The sequence below is a fragment of the Actinokineospora sp. NPDC051303 genome (assembly GCF_055586285.1).
Genome location: NZ_JBVJIN010000008.1, coordinates 158444 through 180896, shown reverse-complemented (window position 1 = coordinate 180896; position 22453 = coordinate 158444). Strand labels below are relative to the sequence as shown.

Genomic DNA, 22453 nt, shown 5'->3' with positions numbered 1-22453 from the left:
GCTAGCTCAGATCGCGGTCTTGGGCGAGCACGCCCGCGGTGGGCTGGCTGATCAGGTCCGAGGCCCACCCGGTGACCCGCAGCGCCACGTCCTGCGCGGTCAGGCCGAGCCGGACCAGGACCTCGTCGCGGGTGCCGTGGGCGTGGAACTCGTTGGGGATGCCCAGGTCACGCAGCGGCACGTCGACGTTGGCGTCACGCAGCAGGGCAGCCAGCGCCCAGCCGAACCCGCCGTGCCTGCCGCTGTCCTCGACCGTGACGACGAGCCGGTGGCCAGCGGCCAGCCCGGCCAGCTCGCCCGGCACCGGGGCCACCCAGCGCGGGTCGGCCACGGTCACGCCGATGCCCTGGTCGGCCAGCCGCTCGGCGGCGGCGAGCCCGAGCGCGGCGAACGAGCCGACCGTGACCAGCAGGACGTCGGAGCTCTCCCCCTCGGCCGGGCGGCGCAGCACGTCGACCGAGCCGACCCGCTCGACCGCGGCGATGTCCTCGCCCACGGTGGCCTTCGGGAACCGCAGCACCGACGGGCCGTCGTCGATGGCGACCGCCTCGCGCAGCTCCTCGCGCAGCGTCGCGGCGTCGCGCGGGGCGGCGATGTGGATGCCGGGGATCACCCCGAGAATCGACAGGTCCCACATGCCGTGGTGGCTGGCGCCGTCCGGGCCGGTGACGCCAGCCCGGTCGAGCACGACGGTGACCGGCTGCTTGTGCAGGGCCACGTCCATCAGGAGCTGGTCGAAGGCGCGGTTGAGGAACGTCGAGTAGATCGCGACCACCGGGTGCAGGCCCGCCATCGCCATGCCCGCGGCCGAGGTGATGGCGTGCTGCTCGGCGATGCCCACGTCGAAGCAGCGGTCCGGGAACCGCTCGGCGAACGGGGCAAGGCCGGTGGAGCGCAGCATCGCCGCGGTGATCGCCACCACGTCCTCGCGCTCGGCGCCGATCTTGGCCAGCTCGTCGGCGAACACCGAGGTCCACACGGTGCCCTTGGACTTGCGGGGCTTGCCGGTGACCGGGTCGATCGGGTCGGTCTGGTGCATCTGGTCGAGCTCGTCGTTCTCGGCCAGCGGGTAGCCGTTGCCCTTGCGGGTGACCACGTGCACGATCACCGGCCCGCCGAAGTCCTTGGCCCGGCGCAGCGCGCCGTCGAGGACGTCGAAGTCGTGCCCGTCGACCGGGCCGAGGTACTTCAGGCCCAGATCCTCGAACATCGCCTGCGGGCTCAGCGCGTCCTTGATGCCGCGCTTGGCCGCGTGCAGCGCGGCGTAGAGCGGCTTGCCGACCACGGGGGTGCCCTGCAGGACGCGCTTGCCGCCCTCCAGCGCGCGCTCGTAGCCGGGGCGCAGCCGCAGCGAGGCGAGGTGGTCGGCGAGGCCACCGATCGTCGGGGAGTAGGAGCGGCCGTTGTCGTTGACCACGATGACGACCGACCGGTCGGTGCCCGCGGCGATGTTGTTCAACGCCTCCCAGCACATGCCGCCGGTCAGCGCGCCGTCGCCGACCACGGCGACCACGCTGCGCCGCTCGCCGCGCAGCTCGAACGCCTTGGCCAGGCCGTCCGCGTAGGACAGCGCGGTGGAGGCGTGGCTGTTCTCCACCAGGTCGTGCTCGCTCTCGTCGCGGCACGGGTACCCGGAGATGCCGCCCTGCTGGCGCAGGTCGTCGAACGCGTCGCGGCGGCCGGTGAGGATCTTGTGGACGTACCCCTGGTGGCCCACGTCGTAGATCAGCGGGTCGTGCGGCGAGTCGAACACCCGGTGCAGCGCGATCGTCAGCTCGACCACCCCGAGGTTGGGGCCGAGGTGCCCCCCGGTCCTGGTGACCTTGTCGACCAGGAACGACCGGATCTCGACGGCCAGCCGATCCAGCTCGTCGGCGGTCATCCGCCGCAGATCGGCCGGTCCGTGCACAGACTCCAGCAGGGTCACGCGTCGTCACCTCGTCCTGTGGTCAAACGGCTGGTCTCCTGCTCTGGGCCGAGTTCTCGCCGCGCCACCGGCTCGATCCAGACCTCGATCCAGTCTACGAGTGACGCAGGGCGACCACTCGGAGGCGTCGCCCACATCCCCACAATCGGCGCAATCCGCGCACACGATCTCCCCGAGCCCGGCCGGGCCGCTGATCGACTTCGACCCGCCCGGCGGTCGCGGCGACCGAAGTTCACCCGTTCGAGTTGGGACTGTCGTTCGGTCCCAACCCGACGATCTCCACCGCCGCAACCGGGTAGGGTTTCCCCGCGACACAGGGGGACGAACCGCGCACGGGGGGACGACTATGACCGAGCCAGGGCCGGTGATGGAGCAGGCGGAACTCGCCAAGCTCACCAAGGAAGTCGGCCGCGCGCTGGTGCGCGCGGCCGGGCCGGACTGGCAGCGCATCCGCGCCGAATACCGCTCGGCGGGCAGGCACATCGAGGTCGATGTGTTCGTCACCGGCGCGGGCGAGGACGCCCCGCACCCGGTGCGTCCGCCGATGGAGGTCGTGGAGGGCCTGGGCCGGATGCGGGCGGGCATGTACCGGCCGGGCCGGGGCACCTGGCTGAGCGCGGTGTACGAGATCGAGCCCCCGGGCGCGTTCGCCTGCGAGTTCGAGCCGGACGTCGAGCCAGCCTGGCGCCGGGTCCCGCCCCCGATCGGCTTCGCCGACGAGTTGCGGACCTTCCCCCGCTCGGAGGAGTTCATCCCGGACTGGTTCCGCGCCCGCGCGGGCCTGCCCCCCGCGGTGTCCAGCGAGACCCAGGCCGCCCACACCCCGCCCGGCGGCATCCCGCTCCCCACCGCGGGCAAGCACGCCGCCGACGCCCCCCAGCAGCCTGGCGGCGCCCCCTCGGGCCAGCCGACCGGCGCGCCCGGCACCCACCCCGGCCCCGGCCAGGCAGGCGGCGGCCCCGCGGGTCCCGGCCAGCCCCCTGCCGGTCAGCCGACCGGCGGCCAGCGCCGCGGCGGCGACCAGCACGGTCCCGGCCAGCCGAGCCCGGCTCACCAGCGGACTGGACAGCACGCGGGCGCCGGGCAAGCGGGAGCGCCGTGGTCCGGCGGCCCCGTTGCGCCCGGCCGCCCGCCGGTGGGCCAGCCAGGTCAGCACTCGGGCGGGCGCCCGCCCCAGGGGCCGCAGAACCCCGGCCCGGTCCCGCCCCGCCCGGACGGCGGCGGCAGGCACGCGAGCCCGCCGCCCCCCGGTGGCAGGCCGCCGCAGGGCCCCGCGCCGACCCCCGGCCGTGGTTTCCCGCCTCCGCAAGGGTTTTCGCCGCAGGACGCCCCACCCCAACGGTTCACCCCGCCGCCCGCGGAATGACCTGCCCGGCATAGGCGTCCACACACCGGGCCCGCGAACAGGCCGCCTACCGGGTCATCGGGGCGCCGCAAGCACCTGCCCGCGGTGCCCCGACCGGCGCGGCTGCTCCGCGAAGCCGACCTTCGGCCATTCCCACAATCAGTCCGCCCACAGCGCCTGCCCCGGCGGGCGGTCTACCAGGGCAGTGGGGCGCCGTGGCGGAAGAAGCCGCCGGTGGGGCCGCTGTCGGGCAGGTCCGCCGCCCACAGGACGCTGGCGGCGCCGGACTCGACCGGGCCGCCGCCGGGGCCGCCCATGTCGGTGGCCACCCAGCCGGGACAGACGGCGTTGACCAGGATGCCCTCGCCAGCCAGGTCGGCGGCGAAGGAGCGGGTGATGGCGTTCAGGGCGGCCTTGCTCACCGCGTAGGCCGGGGTCGACGCGCCCATGCTCGCCAGGGAGCCGCCCTCGCTGGAGACCATCACCACCCGGGCCGAGCGGGCGCGGCGCAGCAGGGGCAGGAACGCCTGGGTGCACGCCCAGGCGCCCAAAGCGTTGGTGCGCCAGGCTTCCTCGACGATTCCCAAGTCCGCTGTGGATGGTCGCTGGCCGGAGTCGTAGTGGATCGCGGCGTTGTTGACCAGCACGTCCACCCGGCCCACTTCCTCGGCCAGTTCCGCGGCCAGGCCCCGGAGATCGCCGGTGACGTCGAGGGCGCGCGGCAGCACCCGCCCCGGAATCCGCGCCGCCGCGGCCCGGCCGCGGTCGAGGTCGCGGGAGCCCAGGACGACGGTGTCCCCGCGCGCGGCGAGGGCGTGGGCGACCGCGAAGCCGATGCCCCGGTTCGCCCCGGTGACCACCGCGACCCGGCCCGCCCGCTCGCCGCGCGCGCTCATCGCCGCTCCAGCAGGGCGACGCATTCCACGTGCTGGGTCATCGGGAACGTGTCGAACGCGCGCAGCCGGGTCAGGTCGTAGCCGTGCCCGGCGAAGAACGCCACGTCGCGGGCCAGGGCCGCCGGGTCGCAGGCGACGTAGACGACCCGGTCCGGGGAGCGGGCGGCGATGGCCTCGACCACGTCGCGGCCCGCGCCCTTGCGGGGCGGGTCGAGCACGACCACGCGGGGCGCGGGCAGGTCGGCCGCGGCGAGCACGTCCTCGACCTTGCCCGCGAACACCCGGGTCTGCGGCAGGTCGGCCAGGTTGTCCGCGCCGTCCTCGGCGGCCTGGCGGGACGACTCGACCGCCACGACCGTCCCTCGCGGACCCACCTGGGCGGCCAACACCGAGGCGAACAGGCCGACCCCGGCGTAGAGGTCCCACGCCGTGTCCGCCTCGCCCGCCCCGGACCACTCCCCGACGACCTCGGCCAGCACGTCGGCGGCGTCCGGGTGGACCTGCCAGAACCCGTGCGCGGACAGCCGCCACTCCCGGCGCGCCGCCCGCTCGACCACGGTGGCCGAGCCCAGCACCCGGTGCGGGGTCAGCACCGGTTTGCCGCTGCGCAGCCGCCCCTTGTCCGGCAGCAGCTCGCTGGCGTGGGTGCGGCCGGTGGCGTCGACCACGACCTCCAGTTCCGCGCCCGGGGTCCACTCGCGGTTGGCCAGCACGTCGACCGTGCCCGGCGCGGCGATCACGCAGTCGAGCACCGGCACGATCCGGTGGCCGCGGTGCGCGCGGAACCCGACCCGGCCCCGGCGGTCGACCGCGAGCCGGGTGCGGGTGCGCCAGTGCGTCAGCCCGCCCGCGAGCTCCTCGACCTCGACGTCCCAGTCGAGCCCGGCGAGCCGCCGCAGCTGCTCGGCGACGACCGCGGCCTTGAGCCTGCGCTGCTCGGGCCCTGAGGCGTGCTGCCAGTCGCAGCCCCCGCAGCCGCCCGGCACGGCGACCGGGCACGGCGGGACCACCCGCTCAGGTGACGCGGTCAGCACCTCCACCGCGTCCGCGCGGCAGAACGAGCCGCCCTTGTCCTCGGTGACCTCCACCACCACCCGTTCCCCGGGCAGCGCGTGCCGGACGAACACCACCCGCCCCTCGGCGCGGGCGACGCAGTGCCCGCCGTGGGCGACCGCGCCCACCTCGACCTCGAAGCGCTTGCCGGTCCAGTCCGTCACTTGGGCTTGTCCTTGTCCTTGCTATTGGCCTTGCTATTGGCCTTGCTATTGGCCGCCGTGAACCCGCGGCGGATCGCGCCGGGGGCGATCACCTCGCGGTCGCTCACCTTCTCCGATGAGGCGAGCTGCCACGGCACGCTGGTCACCATGACGCCGGGCTGGAACAGCAGCCTGCCCTTGAGCCGCAGCGCGCTCTGGTTGTGCAGGAACTGCTCCCACCAGTGGCCCACGACGTACTCGGGGATGAACACGGTGACCACGTCGCGCGGATTGTCGGTGCGCACCCGCTTCACATAGTCCAGCACGGGCTTGGTGATCTCGCGGTACGGCGACTCGATCACCTTGAGCGGCACCGAGAAGTTCTCCTTGTCCCACTCGGCGACCAGGCGCTTGGTGTCGACGTCGTCGACGTTGACGGTGATCGCCTCGATCACGTCCGGCCGGGTGGCGCGGGCGTACGCCAGCGCGCGGCGGGTCGGCAGGTGCAGCTTGGACACCAGCACGATGGTGTGGATGCGCGAGGGCAGCACGAACACCCGCTCGCCCTCGGCGCGGGCCAGCTCGTCGTTGACCCGGTCGTAGTGCCTGCGGATCGCGGTCATCAGCGCGTAGATGGCGGCCATGGCCGCGATCGCGATCCACGCGCCGAGCAGGAACTTGGTGATCAGCACGACCACCAGGACCGCGCCGGTCATCGCCAGGCCGAAGGCGTTGATCGCCTGCGCGCGCCGCATCCTGCGCCGCTCCTCCTGATCGGTCTCGGTGGCCAGCAGCCGGTTCCAGTGCCGGATCATGCCGGTCTGGCTCATCGTGAACGAGACGAACACGCCCACGATGTAGAGCTGGATGAGCTTGGTGACCTCGGCGTCGAACGCGACGACCAGCACGATCGCGAACCCGGCGAGGCCGATGATGCCGTTGGAGAACGCCAGCCGGTCGCCCCGGGTGTGCAGCTGCCGGGGCAGGTAGCGGTCCTGGGCGAGGATCGAGCCGAGCACTGGGAAGCCGTTGAACGCGGTGTTGGCGGCCAGCACGAGGATCAGCGCGGTCACGATGGTGATGAAGAAGAACCCGACCGGGAAGCCCTCGAACACCGCGCCCGCGATCTGGGCGACCATCGTCTTCTGCTCGTAGCCGGGGGGCGCGTTCACTAGCTGGGTGGCCGGGTCCTCCGCGACCCGCACGCCGGTGAGCTGGGCGAGCACGATCAGGCCCATCAGCATGACCACCGCGATGCCGCCCATGAGCAGCAGCGTCGTCGCCGCGTTCTTCGACTTGGGCTTGCGGAACGCGGGGACACCGTTGCTGATGGCCTCGACGCCGGTGAGCGCGGCGCAGCCGGAGGAGAACGCGCGCAGCACCAGGAAGACCAGGGCCAAGCCCATCAGGTCGCCGTTCTCCGCGTGCAGCTCCAGGTTGGCGCTCTCGGCGGGCATGTCCTCGCCGAGGACGAAGCCGCGGAACAGGCCGTAGCCGATCATGCCCATGATCCCGGCCATGAAGGCGTAGGTCGGGATCGCGAACGCGGCGCCGGACTCGCGGATGCCGCGCAGGTTGATCGCGGTGAGCACCACGATCGCGACCACGGAGAACTCGACCTTGTGGGAGGCGACGAACGGGACGGCCGAGCCGATGTTGGCCGCGGCCGAGGCGATGGACACCGCCACGGTGAGCACGTAGTCGACCAGCAGGGCGCTGGCGACGGTGAGCCCGGCCCGTCTGCCCAGGTTGACCGTGGCGACCTCGTAGTCACCGCCGCCGGAGGGGTAGGCGCGCACGTTCTGCCGGTAGCTGGCGACGACGGTGAGCATCACGACGACGACCACCACCCCGACCCACGGCGCGAACGCGTACGCGGACAGGCCCGCCACCGACAGCATCAGGAAAATCTCTTCCGGCGCGTAGGCCACCGACGACATCGCGTCGGAGGCGAACACCGGCAGCGCGATGCGTTTGGGCAGCAGCGTGTGCGCCAGTCGGTCGCTGCGAAACGGCCGTCCGACGAGCAGCCGTTTCGCCGCCGTTGAGAACTTGGACACGGAGCCACAGCGTAGGCGGTCCCGTCACCGTTTCGGAGCAGCCACCGGTAGGTTCCTCACTGTCGCTCGATGGGACTGTCACTCGATGAGTGGACAGAGTGGACAGGAGGCTGGTCGTGCACGTGGTGATCATGGGCTGCGGCCGCGTGGGGGCCTCCATGGCCGCCGCGCTGGAGCGGCTGGACCACTCTGTGGCCGTGATCGACAAGGACGCCCAGGCTTTCCGCAGACTCGGCGCGGACTTCCACGGCCAGCAGGTCGTCGGAACCGGGTTCGACCGGCAGGTGATGATCGAGGCGGGCATCGAGCGCGCCGGGGCGTTCGCCGCGGTCTCCAGCGGCGACAACTCCAACATCATCTCCGCCCGGGTGGCCCGGGAGACCTTCGGCGTCGAGCACGTCGTCGCCCGCATCTACGACCCCAAGCGCGCCGAGGTCTACGAGCGCCTGGGCATCCCCACGGTGGCGACGGTGCCGTGGACGACCGACCGCCTGCTGCGCACCCTGCTCCCGGACGGCGTCGCCTCCGCCTGGCGCGACCCGACCGGCAAGGTGGCGCTGCTGCAGGTCCCGCTGCACGAGGGCTGGGTGGGGCGCACGGTGAAGGAGTTCCAGGCCGCCACCGGCTGCCGGGTGGCGTTCGTGATGCGCTTCGGCACGGGCGTGCTGCCCGAGACCAAGACCGTGATCCAGGCTGACGACCAGCTCTACGTCGCGGCGCTGTCCGGCACCGTCAGCGAGGTCACGGCGGCCTCGGCGCAGGCGCCGGAGGAGGGACACTGATGCGGATCGCCATCGCCGGGGCCGGGGCCGTCGGCCGCTCCATCGCCGCCGAGCTGGTCAGCGGCGACCACCAGGTCATGCTGATCGAGCGCGAGGCCAAGCAGTTCGAGCCGCACACCGTCGAGCAGGCCGAGTGGGTCCTCGCCGACGCCTGCGAGCTGGCTTCCCTTGAGGACGCGGGCTTGCAGCTGTGCGACTGCGTCATCGCGGCCACCGGCGACGACAAGGTCAACCTGGTCGTGTCCCTGCTGGCCAAGACCGTCTTCGCCGTCCGCCGCGTCGTCGCCCGGGTGAACGACCCGGCCAACGAGTGGCTGTTCACCGGGGCGTGGGGCGTCGACGTGGCCGTGTCCACCCCCCGGGTCCTGGCGGCCATGGTCGAGGAAGCGGTGAGCGTGGGCGGCCTGGTGCAGCTGCTGACCCTGCGCCAGGGCCAGGCCAACCTGGTCGAGATGACCCTGCCCGCCGACACGCCGTGGGCGGGCAGGCCCGTGCGCGAGGTCCACCTCCCGCGCGACGCGGCCCTGGTGACCATCCTGCGCGGCGGCCGGGTGATCGTCCCCCAGTCCGACGACCCGCTGGAGGGCGGCGACGAGCTGCTGTTCGTCGCCTCTGCGGACGTCGAGGGCGAGATCAGGAAGGCTCTGGGCCACTAACAGCACGACGGTAAGGGCCGCTTTCCGACATCGCGGAAAGCGGCCCTTACCGTCAGCGGGTCAGGCGGAGTCGATCAAGAGTCGATCAGGAGTCGACGCGCAGCTTGGCGATGCGCTCCTGGGTGGGCCAGCGGACGTTCCACGCCCAGCCGAGCTTCTCGAACGCCCAGATGATCCGGGCGGAGATGTCGAGCTGGCCGCGCAGCACGCCGTGCCGGGCCGAGGTCGGGTCGGCGTGGTGGGAGTTGTGCCAGGACTCGCCGAAGCTCACCAGGGCCAGCGGCCAGAAGTTGGCGGCCTTGTCACGGGACTTGAACGGGCGCTCGCCGATCATGTGGCAGATCGAGTTCACCGACCAGGTCACGTGGTGCAGCAGGGCGACGCGGATGATCCCGGCCCAGAAGAACGCGGTCAGCGCGCCCCACCAGGACCAGGTGACCAGGCCGCCGATGGCCGCCGGGAGCAGCATCGATGCCACGGTCAGCAGCGGGAAAAGCTGGTCGACCTTGCGCAGGTCGGGGTCGGCGAGCAGGTCAGGGGCGAAGCGCTCGACGTTGGTGCGGTCGCGGTCGAACAGCCAGCCCATGTGCGCGTGCCAGAAACCCTTGGCGACCGCGATCGGGCCGGTGCCGAACAGCCACGGGGAGTGCGGGTCGCCCTCGCGGTCGGAGAAGGCGTGGTGGCGGCGGTGGTCGGCGACCCACTCGGTGACCGAGCCCTGCGCGGACATGCCGCCCGCGACCGCGAGCAGCACCTTGAGCCACCGCTTCGCCCGGAACGAGCCGTGGGTGAAGAACCGGTGGTAGCCGATGGTGACCCCGAGGCCGGTGAACACGAAGAACGCGGCGCCGATGGCCACGTCCGCCCAGCCCAGGCCCCAGCCCCAGGCGAACGGCACGGCCGCGGCCAAGGCCAGCAGCGGGATGGTCACGAACAGCTGGACGCCGATCTGCTCCGTGTTGCCGCGACGGCGGCCGAGCAGCGGTTTCGGGCCCTGGGTGGGTGCGGGGGGAGTCTCAAGAGTGGTCGTCACTGGTTGGGTACCTCAACTTCTCCGGCGTCTCCCCCAAGACGTCCCTACGGTTACGTAACCGTAAGTCTACGCGACCAGACGGGCCCGCGGGTGGCGGAAAAGTGACGGCCCCAAAACGACGCCGCGACCGGCGAGGCAGCGGACGGAGAACGGGGCGGGACAGCACCGAGGCCGCCGCCCGGCTGGGCGACGGCCTCAGGGAAGTGGTGCGGGTAAGACCGCGAAGGAAAACCAAGGCGGCGAGAAGCGGCGCGGCGGCCCGTCAGCTGGGCTCCCCGTACTTGGCGCGCAGCGCCGCCTCGACGGCCTCGTCGCTGTCCTCGTCGGACTCGTCCGGCTCCAGTTCGGCCATCCGGCGCTGCGCCCTGCGGACCGCCCACACGGTCACCGCCAGCGCGACGGCGAACAGCGGGTAGCCCATGGCGAGGCGGGCGAACGCGAGCCAGCCGGTGAGGTCTTCGTCGTAGAGCCACTTCTGCACGATGTAGCGGGCGGCGAACACGGCCACGAAGGTCAGGGTGGCGATGTCGTACCCGAGGCGCGCGGCCTTGTCCTGCCGCCAGCCCTGGCCGTGGCCGTTGAGCGCCGACCAGATGACGCCGACCAGCGGCCACCGCACCAGCACCGACAGCGCGAAGACGCCGCCGTAGACCAGGCTCGTCCAGATCCCGAAGAGGAAGAACCCCTTCGCCGACCCGGTCTGGTAGGCGATGAACGCGGCGATGCCCACGCCGAAGAACCCGGAGATCGCCGGTTGCAGCGGCTCCTTGCGCACGACCCGCAGCACGGTGATCGCCATCGCCGCGCCCAGGGCGCTCCAGATGGCGGGCGTGAGCCCGAAGAACGCGTTCGCCAGGACGAACACCACGACCGGGACCGACGAGTAGACCAGGCCGCTGATGCCGCCCATCTGCTCCAGCAGCGTCGGCGCGCTCTCCGGCGCCTCGCCAGCGTCCGATTCGGCGGTGTCCGATCCGGCGGTGTCCGATCCGGCGGAGTCCGATTCGACAGCGTCTGATCCGGAGCCGGGTCCGGCGGTTTCCGGGCGGGCGGGGGCGGTCGCGGCGGCAGCGACGTCGCTGCCCGCGGGATCGCCGGACTGGTTGACCTCAGCGGCCGGTTTCGTCATAAGACCGGTTTCGTCATGGAGCCGTCTGCAGCTCGTAGTACGGGTTGTAGAGCACCTTGCGGCCGTCGCGGACCGCGATCCGCCCGTGGGCCTTGACCGTGCGGCCGGGCTCGATGCCCGGTATCCGACGTCGACCGAGCCAGACTAGTGTCACACCCTCGGTCCCGTCGAACAGCTCGGCCTCCAAGGTGGCCGCGGCGTCCCTCGGACACAACTCAACACTGCGTAAACGGCCGAACACGGTGACTTCTTCACCCGATCGGCAGTCGCACGCGCGCTGGGCGCCCTGCGCCTCGGCCCGCGTGGACAGGTCGTCCGCGTCAAGCTCTTCCACGTCCGTGGTGAGTTTCTTGACGAGACGGTGCCAATATCCGTCCCCCTTGGTGCCGCCCATGCGCAGTCGTCTCCTGTGGTGGGGGCCGGCCCCGACTACCGACCCATGCACAATCAGCGTAACCGCGCGCCCCACTACCGGGACAAGGATCGGAACGTGAGTGTGACCCAGCCGCTGAACACCCGGCACACGGCCGTCCTCTTACCCGGAACGGGGTCGGATGATGTGTTCGTCCGGTCGGTTTTCGAGGCGCCGCTGGCGGTGGTGGGAGTGCCGGTCGTCACCCCCGCCCCGGTGCCCGGCCCGGACCTGGTGGGAGCCCATCTGGCGGCCCTGGACGAGGCAGCAGCGGCGGGCCCGATCATCGCGGGCGGCATCTCCCTGGGCGCCCACCTGGCGGCCTCCTGGGCGGCCCGCAACCCGGCCCGGTGCGCGGGCCTGCTGCTGGCCCTCCCCGGCTGGTGCGGCCCCGCGAACGGCGCCCCAGCCGCGCTGGCCGCCACCTACAGCGCGGCAGACGTCCGCGCCCGCGGCACCACCGCCGCCCTGGCCTCAGCAGTGCACGGCGTAGCCCCCTGGCTGGCGGAGGAACTAACCCGAGCCTGGACCGCCTACGGCGACGGCCTAGCCGACTCCCTAGAAGCAGCCGCGGCCTGCCCCGCCCCCACCTCGGAACAACTGGCGGACCTCAACATCCCCACCGGCATAGCCGCCTGCACCGACGACCCAGTCCACCCAGCCGAAGTAGCCAAAACTTGGGCCGCGGCCCTCCCCGCAGCGGCCCTCTGCTCCACCCGCCTGGAAATCATCGGCGCCGACCCCGCCGCCCTAGGCCGAGCCGCAGTCCTCGGCTGGCTACGCGCCCACCTCCGCTACTGACCCACCCCACCCCAAACCCCACCAGCGACGACAGCGGCCAACACCCCACCTGCGCAAGTAAAGACGACCACCTCGCGCAACCCGCTGACACACACGCGCGCTGACACACCTGACAGCGAACAGCCCCACACACGCGGATAAGCCACCACTGACCACCTACGACGCACCCCAGTGACAGCACAAACCCGGCAGGCAAACCCAACCCCCACCCTTGGCGCCCCACGCCCGCCAAGTGCTGGATCGGGTGGAGTGGTTTCTTCGGGGGAGAAGGAAGATCGCTAAGCTGGCAGCGCGTGTGAGGCCGCAGGCTTCCCACCCTCTTTCACACGGGCGATCTTCTTCGTAGGGGCCCCGAAGAAACCACTCCACCCGATCCAGCCCCACCACACACCAGGCCCACAACAAAGCCCCACCCACCCTGGGGGCTGACCCCGCCCCAGTCTATCGCCGCAGGTCAGCGCAGGGAAAGAGGGACCACCCCGCCTGTGGATAACTCCGCCGTCAAGCAACCCGATCAGGTCATAGACGGCCCAACACCACCCGATCGAGCGACCTACTGAGCTTGATTCTGAGCAGCGATGTGCTCAGCAATAGCAGGCGGCAAATCGATCTGAAGCGGAGTACGGACCGGCATCGGAGCCGAGCCGCGCACAACAACCGTGTTCCGCACCAGTTCCCGCAACGCCCTCGCGCTGGTTTCAGCGATCTCCGGGGGCCCCGCGACGACACCGCGGAGCATCCAGCGCGGCCCGTCAACGCCGACGAAGCGCAAGGAGACCTCACCGAGACTCGCGATCAGCTCCTGCCCCCAGTCACCCACCGCGCTGCGGACAGTGGCCCCGTCACCGCGAAGCTGCTCGGCCAGTTCCCCGCACACTTCGCGCCACAGGCCGCCGGAGCGAGGGGCGGCGTAGGCGTTAAGGGTGAGCTGGCCGACTCCAGTGAGGACGTGCACAGCGCGGACCGGGCCAGAGGGGTCCATCTCGACTTGGAGTTGGGCGCCGTCGGGGACGGGGATGCGGACCGAGCCCAGGTCGAGCCGGGGGAACTCGTCGTCGGGGGCGTCGGCCTCGTCGTAGGGGCCGTCGGGGGCCTCGACCGCCGTCAGGTCGTCCTCGGCGTCGAAGTCGGCGTCCGCGTGCTCGGACACCCCCACCGGCTCTGCGGCCTCACGCTTGCGACGCCCGCGCCCGAACAGTGCCACTAGTCCTCCGTCCTGTGTCCCGACCCCGCCGACCCTGCGAGCGCATTGTGCCCGCCGGTCGACCCGTGTCCGCCAGCGCCGCGCTGGGTCTGCCCCAGTTCGGCCACCTCGCGGAAAACCGCGTGCTCGACCCGCTGGACCACCAGCTGCGCGACGCGGTCGCCTCGGCGCAACGCGATGGGCTCACGCGGGTCGTGGTTGATCAAACAGACTTTGATCTCGCCGCGGTAGCCCGCGTCGATCGTGCCCGGTGTGTTCACCACGCTGAGGCCGAGCCGGGCGGCGAGCCCGGAGCGGGGGTGCACGAAGCCCGCGTAGCCTTCTGGCAGGGCGATCGCGACGCCGGTGCCGACCAGCGCCCGTTCCCCGGGGGCGAGCACGACGTCCACGGTCGTCACCAGATCGGCCCCCGCGTCACCCGGTCGGGCATACGTCGGGATGGGCACGTCCGGATCCAACCGGGTGAGCAGGACCTCCACGCTGGACACGAGCGGCGAGACTACCCTGGGTCCGTGACCGACACCTCAGGGACGGGCGCACGCACCGCTTCCACCGCGAAGGCTGGTCCGCGCTACGTCGAGCGGCTGCGGGTGACCTGGTACTGGTGGCCGCTGCCGCTGCTGGCCGCCGGGCTGCTCGCCGCCGAGATCCACATGGGCTACCCGGGTGTGCGGGCGTGGCTGCCGTACGCGCTGATCATGCCGCTGACTCTGCTGCTGCTGTGGAAGGCGGGCCAGACCACGGTCAAGGTGGAGAACGGCGAGCTGTGGGTCGCCGACGCGCACCTGCCGCTGGAGTTCGCGGGGGAGATGACGGCGTTCACCGCCAAGGACAAGCGCCACGCGCTGGGCTCGCAGCTGGACCCAGCGGCGTTCGTGCTGCACCGGAGCTGGGTCGGCCCGGTCGTGCGGGTGCGGGTGACCGACCCGGACGACCCGACGCCCTACTGGGTGTTCAGCGTCCGGGACCCGCAGCGGCTGGCCGCGGCGATGCGCGAGGAGCGTCAGAGCCGGGCAAGGACCGAGACGGGCTAAGACGCCAAAAGGAAGCCGGACCAGGACTCGGCGAACCGACAGGGGTTCCCGAACCGGTCAAGCCCGCTCGCGGCGGCGAGCGGGCATAAGCAACAGCCGGGCTCCCGTTGTTCGGTCACCCGGCTGTCCCCCATGTGCGCGCTGGGCGCGGCCTGCCGGTCCCACGGCCTGCCGCCGACTGGTCAGGCGCAGTCGCGGCAGACGAAAACGCCGCCGTTGTCCTCGGCCAGCCTGCTGCGGTGGTGCACCAGAAAGCACTTCGAGCAGGTGAACTCGTCGGCCTGCTTGGGCACCACGCGGACGGTGAGGTCTTCACCGGACAGCGCGGACAGGTCTGCGCCGGGCAGTTCGAAGCTCTCCGCGGTGTCGGTCTCGTCAACGTCGACGACGCCGGATTGAGTCTCGTTGCGCCGCGCCTTGAGCTCCTCTAGGGAGTCCTCAGCGAGATCGTCGGCCTCGCTGCGTCGTGGTGCGTCGTAGTCGGTCGCCATCTTCTTTCACCCCTGCGGTCCTTCAGGATGTGGTCGTGCCGCTGGTCAACGTTCCAGGGCCCCGGTTTGTGCCCGCCAATCACGTGACGGAGGTCTCGCTGGCCGCGTCAGGTTTGCAGACCCATCGGAATCGATTCGGCTGGGCGTCTTCGGCGACCGGAGCGGGCAGAGGGTAGCCCATGCGCGACCCGCCCGTGCAGAGCATCACCCGAGAGGGTGTGTTTCGGTCTGTGCCCTCTCGGACATTCGAGTGACATGGCCTGGTCGGCGCGGGGAGGACGTTCCTTGTTCCGCACCCGTCCACATGGTGCGATGCCGATGGCGACGACAGTGAGCGATCGCGCTGTCGCCGTGCGCTTCCCTAAGAGGGGGCGTCCGGTCTCGGGCCTTGTGCGGCGAGTCGGGCGGAAACGAATAGGCTGATCAGCAACGACAGTCGACGTCGGGGAGACCCGATCGGTGATGTCCACGGGGGTGGGGCATGGCGTCCGTAGGGAGGGCCCGCACGTGGTGGCAGGAAGTCTGAGCCGGGGCACGTCGAGGTCACCCCAGCGGTACCGCAAGCGGCGGCCGCTTCCCGCCATCGCCCTCGTCATCGTCCTCGGGGTGGCGGCCGCGGCCGTCTGGTACAACGTGATCCAGGCTGAGAAGGACGGCACCGAGGCGCTGGCGTGCGACCCGCCGCCCTCGATCGTCCCGGTCGAGGGCCAGTCGCTGCCCACCCTCGGCCAGGCCCTCACCCGCGACTCCCTCGACCGCACCGCGCCGACGCCCGCGGCCGACGCCCTGGTGCGGGTGGTCAACGCCAGCGGCCAGAACCGCCAGGCGGGCGCGGTCACCGAGACGCTGCGCGAGCTCGGCTTCACCCGCATCGCCCCGCCGGACAACGACGTGCTCTACCGCGACGGCTCGCTCAACTGCCGCGCGCAGATCCGCTTCGGCCAGCAGGGCATGAGCGCCGCGCGCACGCTGAGCTTGGTCGAGCCGTGCGCGGAACTGGTCCGCGACGACCGGCAGGACGCCACGGTCGACCTCGCCATCGGGCGGACCTTCGACCACCTGCAACCCCGGCCGGAGGGCCGCCGCGTCCTTGAGCAGCTCAACGAGTGGACGATGACCAATCCCGGCGACCAGGGCGGCCTGGCGACCGACGGCTCCACCGCCGCCCCGGTCGACAGCTCCCTGCTCCAGGCGGCCCGAGCCGTCCGCTGCTGAGCCCCATGCCCGCCAGCCGCGTCGACCAGCCGCCCGGCCCCCGGCCGGACAGGCCCAGGACCCGACCCGGCCGATTAGCGGGCGCACCGGCACCCATCCGAGAACCCGCCCCGAAACGCGGCGGCCGGAAACGCGCCACCCCTCTCCACACAGGCCCCCGCCCGGACACAGAACGCGGCCTCACCCTCGGCCCGAAACACCGCCCGGCGCCCGCCCCAAAACCTCACTCCACACGCGACTCGCCAGCCGACGCCAAACACCGCTCAACCTCAGAACGCGACCTCGCCCTCTGCCCGAACCACCACCCCGCACCAAAACCCCACTCGACACCCGCCACCCGCGACTCGCCACTCCACGCCGAACACCGCCCGACCTCGGAACGCGACGTCACCCTCGGCCCGGAACACCGCCCGGCACCCGCCCCAGAACCTCAGTCGACACCCGCCGCCACCCGTGACTTGCCGTTCGGCGTGGAACGCCGCTGGGCGTCGGGCTCAGAACGCGCCCATGCCGCAGTCGGCCAGGGTGGCGCGCAGCGCGTCGGACACCGAGGGCGCGCAGGCGAACACCGCGTCCGCGCCCAGGTCCGGCGCCTCGCCCGGCAGCGCGACCACCGCGCCTGCCTCGGCCGCGATCAGCGCGCCCGCCGCCCAGTCCCAGCGGGACAGCCCGCGCTCGCAGTAGCCGTCGACCCAGCCAGCGGCGACCGCGCACAGGTCCAGCGCGGCCGAGCCGCAGCGGCGCACGTCGCGCACCTGCCCCAGCAGCGCGCCGACCACCGCCGCCTGGGCCTTCCTGCGCTCGGGCGAGTAGGCGAACCCGGTGGCCACCAGCGTCACGTCGAGCCCGGCTGGCTCGGACACCCGCAGCCGCTCGCCGTCGAGCCAGGCGCCGTAGCCCAGCGCCGCCGTCCACCGCCTGCCCGAGACCGGCTCGACCACGGCCCCCGCGACCGACACGCCGTCGACCTGGGCGGCCACCGACACCGCGTACCAGGGGTAGCCGTAGAGGTAGTTCACGGTGCCGTCGATCGGGTCGACGACCCAGGTCACCCCGGCGCCGGTGGCGCCGCCGTCCTCCTCGCCGAGCACGGCGTCGCCGGGGCGCGCTTGCGCCAGGCGGGCCCGGATCAGCCGCTCGGCCGCCCGGTCGGCCGCGGTGACCACGTCGGTGGCCGTGCTCTTGGTGTCGACGTCGTGGATGGCGGTGTTCCGGCTCGTCCTGGCCAGGTCGCCCGCCTCGGCGGCGACGGCGAGGGCGATGTCGGCCAGGGTCTGTTCGGTGGTGCTCACCCGGTCATACGACCACAAGCGGGCGGCGGCGGCTAATGTCTGCGGCGGACGCTACTGAATCGAGTAGGAAAGGACCCGGGGATGGGTGCAGCCCGCGGTTTCGGAGTGGACATCGGTGGTTCGGGCATCAAGGGATGCGTGGTGGACCTGGAGGCGGGGAAGCTCGTCGGGGAGCGCGTGCGCATCCCGACGCCCTCGCCGTCCACCCCTGACGCGGTGGCCGACGTCGTGGCCGAGATCGTGGAGCAGTTCGGCTGGACCGGCCCGGTTGGCGTGACGCTGCCCGCGGTCATCAAGCGCGGCGTCGCCTACTCCGCGGCCAACATCGACAAGTCCTGGCTGGGCGCCGACGCCGCCGCGCTGTTCACCAAGCGGCTGGGCAGGCAGGAGGGCGAGGTCGTGGTGCTCAACGACGCCGACGCCGCCGGGATGGCCGAAATCCGCTACGGCAGGCCGGACGACCAGGACGGCGTCGTGGTGCTGCTGACCTTCGGCACCGGCATCGGCAGCGCCCTGTTCCTCGACGGCAAGCTGGTGCCCAACACCGAGTTCGGCCACCTGGAGATCGACGGCCACGACGCGGAGACGCGGGCGGCGGCGTCGGTCAAGGAGGAGAACGACCTGTCCTGGGAGGAGTGGGCGCCCCGGGTCAGCCGCTACATCCGCGGCCTGGAGAACCTGATCTGGCCGGATCTGATCATCGCGGGCGGCGGGGTCAGCAAGAAGGCGGACAAGTGGCTGCCGCTGCTCGACGTGCGGACCCGGGTGGTGGCCGCCGAGTTGCGCAACGACGCGGGCATCGTCGGCGCCGCCGTGGCCGCCGAGTCCACCATCGAGCGCTGACCGGGTCGATTCGGCTGGTCAATCCGGCCCTGGCCCGGGGAAACACCGGCCAGCCGACACTTCGACCTTGGCGTTTCCTCAGGCCACGCCGCGCGTCGCTACAATGGAACAGGTCCGCGGCTGAACAAGCCACCGGGCACTCCCCCGAACTCCGGCAGCGACCAGGCGTTTTCCACCTATCCGGGCCGCCGTCGTGATGGACAGTTGTGAAAGGGCGTACGTGGCAGCCGCACGAACCGCAACCCGACGCTCGACGGCGTCGGCGAGCGCCGCCAAGACGACCAAGAGCGCGCAGCCCGAGGACGACGAGCTGACCGGCGCCAGCAAGACGACGGCGAAGAGGGCGCCCGGCGCCAAGTCCGCCGCGCGCGCTCCGAAGAAGGCCGCCGCCCCGAAGGGCGGCGCCAAGAAGGCGGGCGACGGTCCCGAGGGCGACGAGCCCGACGACCCGGACAACCCCGACCTGTCCGACCTCGAAGAGGTCGAGGTCGAGCCGGTCGAGGAGGCCGTCGAGGAGCCCGAGGAGAAAGACCCCAAGGAGCCGGGCAAGGACGGCGACTTCGTCTGGGACGAGGAGGAGTCCGAGGCGCTGCGGCAGGCTCGCAAGGACGCCGAGCTGACCGCGTCGGCCGACTCCGTCCGGGCCTACCTCAAGCAGATCGGCAAGGTCGCCCTCCTCAACGCCGAGGAGGAGGTCGAGCTCGCCAAGCGGATCGAGGCTGGCCTCTACGCCGCCGAGCGGGTGCGCAAGTCCGAGGACGAGAACGAGAAGCTCCAGCCGCAGCTCCGCCGCGACCTGCGCTGGATCGTCCGCGACGGCGAGCGCGCCAAGAACCACCTGCTTGAGGCGAACCTGCGGCTGGTGGTGTCGCTGGCCAAGCGCTACACCGGCCGCGGCATGGCGTTCCTCGACCTGATCCAGGAGGGCAACCTCGGCCTGATCCGCGCGGTCGAGAAGTTCGACTACACCAAGGGCTACAAGTTCTCCACGTACGCCACCTGGTGGATCCGGCAGGCGATCACCCGCGCGATGGCCGACCAGGCCCGCACCATCCGCATCCCGGTGCACATGGTCGAGGTCATCAACAAGCTCGGGCGCATCCAGCGCGAGCTGCTCCAGGACCTGGGCCGCGAGCCCACCCCGGAGGAGCTGGCCAAGGAAATGGACATCACCCCGGAGAAGGTGCTGGAGATCCAGCAGTACGCCCGGGAGCCCATCTCGCTCGACCAGACCATCGGCGACGAGGGCGACAGCCAGCTCGGCGACTTCATCGAGGACTCCGAGGCCGTGGTTGCCGTGGACGCGGTGTCGTTCACGCTGCTGCAGGACCAGCTCCAGTCGGTCCTCGCGACGCTGTCCGAGCGGGAGGCGGGCGTGGTGCGGCTGCGCTTCGGCCTGACCGACGGCCAGCCGCGCACCCTGGACGAGATCGGCCAAGTCTACGGGGTCACCCGGGAGCGCATCCGGCAGATCGAGTCCAAGACCATGTCGAAGCTGCGGCACCCGTCGCGCTCGCAGGTGCTGCGCGACTACCTGGAATAACGCGAACAGGGTTCATGATTGTGCTCCAGACGCCGCCCTCGGGACTCCCGCCGGGCGGCGTCTGGCGTCACAGGAGGGCTCCGGCGTCCCGCCGCGGCCGAAAGCCGTGTTCGCCCGTGGTGAACACGGTCACCTGATCACTAGGTGTCTGATCGGTTTCCGGGCGGGGTATTCCCTGCGTAGACGCGGTTTCCAGCGGGTTGTCTGGGCCAACCGGGTTAATCAAGGGTTACGGAGTTTCACAGCAGGCGCGGGAACACTGCCAAAGGCCCCTGCGTCTGTAAGAGTAGGAAGTGCGAGCACGGCGGAGCTTCCCGCCTCCGTGACCCGCAGCCGATGAGGGCACCGGGCCATTCCGGTGCCGGGACGGAGGGAGAACTCCCATGACGACGACGACGCTCACCCGCCCCGAGCTGACCGCTGCCGACCGCTGCGACCGGTGCGGGGCCGCCGCACAGGTTCGCGCCGTACTTCCCTCCGGAGGAGAACTGCTGTTCTGCGGCCACCACGCCCGTGCGCACGAGGACCGACTGCGCGAGCTGGCGGCCGAGCTCCAGAAGGGCTGATCTTCTGCCCTTGTCACTGCTGCTCGACGGAAGCGGGCGGGACCCCCAGCGGGGTCCCGCCCGTTCCGTTTTCCCCCGTGGCCGATGCCCGGACGAGTCCCCCACCCGTCCGCCCCCGAACTGGCTGCCCCCGCTCGGCCACATCACCAATCCTGCCCGGGGCGACCGACAGGTTGGCGCGGTGTGGCGTGAACTGACGGACTTTGACGGACCGCCGCCGCCACGGCCAGCGTCCTGCCACACTCATTGACGCGATGTGACGATCTTTGACAGTGGCAGGGGGCAGTGGTGGCTGACGGCGACCCGCCGAGCGCTGAGCAGGCCGCTCTCACCGAGGCGATCGGACGCCTGCGCGACCGCTCCCACGGCCTGGGCCTGCGTCGGCTCAGCGAGCTGATCCGCCTCGACCACGACCTGCCCGACTCGCTGAGCCACGAGACCGTCCGACGCATCCTCAAGGGGGCGCCGTCGCGGTGGAGCAGCGTCAAGACGCTCGCGCTGGTCCTCGCCCGGCAGTCGATGCCCGCGGCCGATGTGCCCGCTGAGGTCGAGCGCATCCGGGCGCTGTGGCTGGCCGCCCAGCCCGGCTCCGCCCAGTCCAGCTCTCCCCAGCCCGCCAGCTCTCCCCAGTCTGACTCTGCCCAGCCCGACCGTCTCCGGTTCGGCCCTTCCCAGTCCGATCCCGCGCGGCCCGGCCCCGCCCAGCAGGCCGATGTGCCCGCGCCGGAGGAGGTCGATCCCGAGTTGCTGCGGCAGGCCACCCGGGGCCTCTACGGCCGCTCCGACCCGGCCGCGGTGTTCCCGCGTGCCCTGGTCCACGTGCCGGTGAGCCAGGACGGCCGGTTCCTGGTGGCGCCGACGCCCGACGCCGGGGTCTGGATGTGCGCGTTCACCGCGCTGGACCGGGTCCGCGACCACCGGCCGTCGGCCCAGCCGCCGTGGCGGGGCGATTACCGGAGCCTGCGCGGCGCGGACCTGGTGGCCCGGATCTGCGCGCTCCCGTTCGCGGTCGGCCTGCTGGTGGACCCCGGCCCCCGAATCGAGGACACGCTGCCGCTGCCCTTCCACGTGCTCGCGGAGATGAACAGCCGGTAGCCTGGCCGCGGGTCTCGGGGAGGGGATCATGAGCGAATACCGGGTCGACCTGGCCGCGCTGCGCTCGACGGCCGCGGCGATCGATCAGCTCAGCCGCGACATCGCCGACGCGACAAGCCGCAAGTGGAGCATGGCCGCGACAGAGGTCGGCGACGCGATCTTGGCCGGGGCGCTGGCCGAGTTCCAAGATCAGTCGTACCGCTCGGCCGAGCGCGTCGCGTCCGCTGGCGCCGACTGCGCGGGCAGGCTGAGCGAGACCGCGGCCGCCTACGCTGACGTCGAGGCGGTCAACGCGGGCCTGCTGGCCGACGGATCGGCCGACGCTCGGTGAGCCCCGATGGCGTCCTGCCCGGCAACGGCGCCGCGATCGCGGGGGAGATCGAGCGGCTTGACGACCTCAAGGAGCGGTTCTGGCGCGCGGGCAGCGTCCTGCGCGCGTTGGCCGTCGACGACTGGCGCGGCGCTGCGGCCGACGGCTACGACGAGTTCCGGCTGCTGCTGGCCAAGCAGTGGACGGCCATCGGCGACCGCCACGAGGCGGCGGCGCGGGCGCTGGAGCGCTACCAGCGGACCCTGACCCACCTGCAAACCCTGGCCAAGTACACCCCCGACGCTGGCGCGGCCCGCCTGGCCGAGTGGCAGCGGCAGCTCGCCACCGAGGCCGAGTCGGCCGCCGCCGCCTTGCGCGGCGCCGCAGCCGACCTCGCGGCCCAGCTCACCGCCCCGCCCGCACCGCCGCCGGTCCTGCCCGCCCCGCCTCCCGTGCGGACACTCTCGGCTCTGGAACGGGCCACTCTGAGCGCGTCCGAGCACGAACGCGCCGTGGACCCGCGGACCGGTGGGGACAACCCGGTCTCTTACCGCGCCTCGGTAGAGCGACTGGTCACCACTGTCCTGGGCGGTGTCTTCGTGCCCGTGGACTAGTCCCAGGCG

At 72.0% G+C, this 22453-nt stretch carries 23 protein-coding genes; 12 read left to right on the top strand and 11 right to left on the bottom strand.

Annotated elements, in window-relative coordinates; translation table 11 throughout:
• Position 1 precedes the first annotated feature (1 nt).
• Positions 2-1927: a 1-deoxy-D-xylulose-5-phosphate synthase gene (gene dxs, locus ACZ6SD_RS09145; RefSeq protein ID WP_465316392.1), complete on the bottom strand. Its 1926-nt coding sequence runs from the start codon at positions 1925-1927 to the stop codon at positions 2-4.
• A 346-nt stretch (positions 1928-2273) separates the two neighbouring features.
• Here dxs and ACZ6SD_RS09140 point away from each other — a divergent pair, with 346 nt between their 5' ends.
• Positions 2274-3293, top strand: a complete 1020-nt coding sequence (locus tag ACZ6SD_RS09140; protein WP_465316391.1) for a hypothetical protein — start codon at positions 2274-2276, stop codon at positions 3291-3293.
• 173 nt (positions 3294-3466) lie between these two features.
• Here ACZ6SD_RS09140 and ACZ6SD_RS09135 read toward each other — a convergent pair whose 3' ends face one another.
• From ACZ6SD_RS09135 to ACZ6SD_RS09125, 3 genes are read right to left on the bottom strand one after another with little or no spacing between them, the layout of a single operon-like run.
• A complete protein-coding gene (locus tag ACZ6SD_RS09135) occupies positions 3467-4168 on the bottom strand; it encodes an SDR family NAD(P)-dependent oxidoreductase (protein WP_465316390.1) in 702 nt (233 codons plus the stop codon).
• Positions 4165-5385, bottom strand: coding sequence for a class I SAM-dependent RNA methyltransferase (locus ACZ6SD_RS09130; protein WP_465316389.1), 1221 nt, complete (start codon positions 5383-5385; stop codon positions 4165-4167). Before ACZ6SD_RS09130 ends, ACZ6SD_RS09135 begins: the two co-directional genes overlap by 4 nt.
• Positions 5382-7424, bottom strand: coding sequence for an APC family permease (locus ACZ6SD_RS09125; RefSeq protein ID WP_465316388.1), 2043 nt, complete (start codon positions 7422-7424; stop codon positions 5382-5384). The genes ACZ6SD_RS09130 and ACZ6SD_RS09125 overlap by 4 nt, the downstream gene beginning before the upstream one ends.
• A gap of 116 nt (positions 7425-7540) precedes the next feature.
• Between ACZ6SD_RS09125 and ACZ6SD_RS09120 the strand changes: the two genes are divergently transcribed.
• Together ACZ6SD_RS09120 and ACZ6SD_RS09115 are read left to right on the top strand one after the other, a co-directional pair.
• Positions 7541-8206, top strand: coding sequence for a potassium channel family protein (locus ACZ6SD_RS09120; protein ID WP_465316410.1), 666 nt, complete (start codon positions 7541-7543; stop codon positions 8204-8206).
• Positions 8206-8862 carry a potassium channel family protein gene (locus ACZ6SD_RS09115; RefSeq protein WP_465316387.1) on the top strand — a complete coding sequence of 219 codons (657 nt, stop codon included), beginning with the start codon at positions 8206-8208 and terminating at the stop codon, positions 8860-8862. Before ACZ6SD_RS09120 ends, ACZ6SD_RS09115 begins: the two co-directional genes overlap by 1 nt.
• A gap of 85 nt (positions 8863-8947) precedes the next feature.
• Here the strand turns inward: ACZ6SD_RS09115 and ACZ6SD_RS09110 are convergent, their stop codons facing one another.
• The 3 genes from ACZ6SD_RS09110 to ACZ6SD_RS09100 all read right to left on the bottom strand — a co-directional run bounded on the left by ACZ6SD_RS09110 (position 8948) and on the right by ACZ6SD_RS09100 (position 11418).
• Positions 8948-9895 (bottom strand): acyl-CoA desaturase, encoded by a 948-nt coding sequence (locus tag ACZ6SD_RS09110; RefSeq protein WP_465316386.1) that lies wholly within the window; start codon positions 9893-9895, stop codon positions 8948-8950.
• A gap of 262 nt (positions 9896-10157) precedes the next feature.
• Positions 10158-11024: a DUF3159 domain-containing protein gene (locus ACZ6SD_RS09105; RefSeq protein ID WP_465316385.1), complete on the bottom strand. Its 867-nt coding sequence runs from the start codon at positions 11022-11024 to the stop codon at positions 10158-10160.
• A gap of 13 nt (positions 11025-11037) precedes the next feature.
• On the bottom strand, positions 11038-11418 hold the full coding sequence (locus ACZ6SD_RS09100) for an OB-fold nucleic acid binding domain-containing protein (protein ID WP_091448954.1): 381 nt from the start codon (positions 11416-11418) through the stop codon (positions 11038-11040).
• A gap of 96 nt (positions 11419-11514) precedes the next feature.
• Between ACZ6SD_RS09100 and ACZ6SD_RS09095 the strand changes: the two genes are divergently transcribed.
• Complete coding sequence (locus ACZ6SD_RS09095) at positions 11515-12237, top strand: alpha/beta hydrolase (RefSeq protein ID WP_465316384.1); 723 nt, start codon at positions 11515-11517, stop codon at positions 12235-12237.
• Positions 12238-12790: 553 nt separating this feature from the next.
• On the opposite strand, the gene ACZ6SD_RS09090 is transcribed toward ACZ6SD_RS09095, so the two are convergent.
• Together ACZ6SD_RS09090 and dut are read right to left on the bottom strand one after the other, a co-directional pair.
• Positions 12791-13441: a DUF3710 domain-containing protein gene (locus tag ACZ6SD_RS09090; protein WP_465316383.1), complete on the bottom strand. Its 651-nt coding sequence runs from the start codon at positions 13439-13441 to the stop codon at positions 12791-12793.
• A complete protein-coding gene (dut, locus tag ACZ6SD_RS09085; protein ID WP_465316382.1) occupies positions 13441-13929 on the bottom strand; it encodes a dUTP diphosphatase in 489 nt (162 codons plus the stop codon). Before dut ends, ACZ6SD_RS09090 begins: the two co-directional genes overlap by 1 nt.
• A 24-nt stretch (positions 13930-13953) precedes the next feature.
• Here dut and ACZ6SD_RS09080 point away from each other — a divergent pair, with 24 nt between their 5' ends.
• Positions 13954-14475 (top strand): DUF3093 domain-containing protein, encoded by a 522-nt coding sequence (locus tag ACZ6SD_RS09080; protein ID WP_465316381.1) that lies wholly within the window; start codon positions 13954-13956, stop codon positions 14473-14475.
• Between the two features lie 182 nt (positions 14476-14657).
• On the opposite strand, the gene ACZ6SD_RS09075 is transcribed toward ACZ6SD_RS09080, so the two are convergent.
• Positions 14658-14966: a DUF4193 domain-containing protein gene (locus tag ACZ6SD_RS09075; protein WP_465316380.1), complete on the bottom strand. Its 309-nt coding sequence runs from the start codon at positions 14964-14966 to the stop codon at positions 14658-14660.
• Between the two features lie 510 nt (positions 14967-15476).
• On the opposite strand from ACZ6SD_RS09075, the gene cei reads away from it, so the two are divergent.
• Complete coding sequence (gene cei, locus ACZ6SD_RS09070; RefSeq protein WP_465316379.1) at positions 15477-16181, top strand: envelope integrity protein Cei; 705 nt, start codon at positions 15477-15479, stop codon at positions 16179-16181.
• A gap of 494 nt (positions 16182-16675) precedes the next feature.
• Here cei and ACZ6SD_RS09065 read toward each other — a convergent pair whose 3' ends face one another.
• Positions 16676-17473 carry an inositol monophosphatase family protein gene (locus tag ACZ6SD_RS09065; protein ID WP_465316378.1) on the bottom strand — a complete coding sequence of 266 codons (798 nt, stop codon included), beginning with the start codon at positions 17471-17473 and terminating at the stop codon, positions 16676-16678.
• Positions 17474-17554: 81 nt separating this feature from the next.
• On the opposite strand from ACZ6SD_RS09065, the gene ppgK reads away from it, so the two are divergent.
• The 6 genes from ppgK to ACZ6SD_RS09035 all read left to right on the top strand — a co-directional run bounded on the left by ppgK (position 17555) and on the right by ACZ6SD_RS09035 (position 22444).
• Positions 17555-18316 (top strand): polyphosphate--glucose phosphotransferase, encoded by a 762-nt coding sequence (gene ppgK / locus ACZ6SD_RS09060; protein ID WP_465316377.1) that lies wholly within the window; start codon positions 17555-17557, stop codon positions 18314-18316.
• A 220-nt stretch (positions 18317-18536) separates the two neighbouring features.
• Positions 18537-19859, top strand: a complete 1323-nt coding sequence (locus ACZ6SD_RS09055; protein WP_465316376.1) for an RNA polymerase sigma factor — start codon at positions 18537-18539, stop codon at positions 19857-19859.
• Positions 19860-20242: 383 nt separating this feature from the next.
• Complete coding sequence (locus ACZ6SD_RS09050; protein ID WP_091448963.1) at positions 20243-20425, top strand: DUF7455 domain-containing protein; 183 nt, start codon at positions 20243-20245, stop codon at positions 20423-20425.
• A gap of 288 nt (positions 20426-20713) precedes the next feature.
• Positions 20714-21520: a hypothetical protein gene (locus ACZ6SD_RS09045; protein WP_465316375.1), complete on the top strand. Its 807-nt coding sequence runs from the start codon at positions 20714-20716 to the stop codon at positions 21518-21520.
• A gap of 28 nt (positions 21521-21548) precedes the next feature.
• Entirely contained in the window at positions 21549-21851 is a 303-nt protein-coding gene (locus ACZ6SD_RS09040; RefSeq protein WP_465316374.1) for a hypothetical protein, read from the top strand.
• Entirely contained in the window at positions 21848-22444 is a 597-nt protein-coding gene (locus tag ACZ6SD_RS09035) for a putative T7SS-secreted protein (RefSeq protein WP_465316373.1), read from the top strand. The genes ACZ6SD_RS09040 and ACZ6SD_RS09035 overlap by 4 nt, the downstream gene beginning before the upstream one ends.
• The last annotated feature ends 9 nt before the right edge of the window (positions 22445-22453 follow it).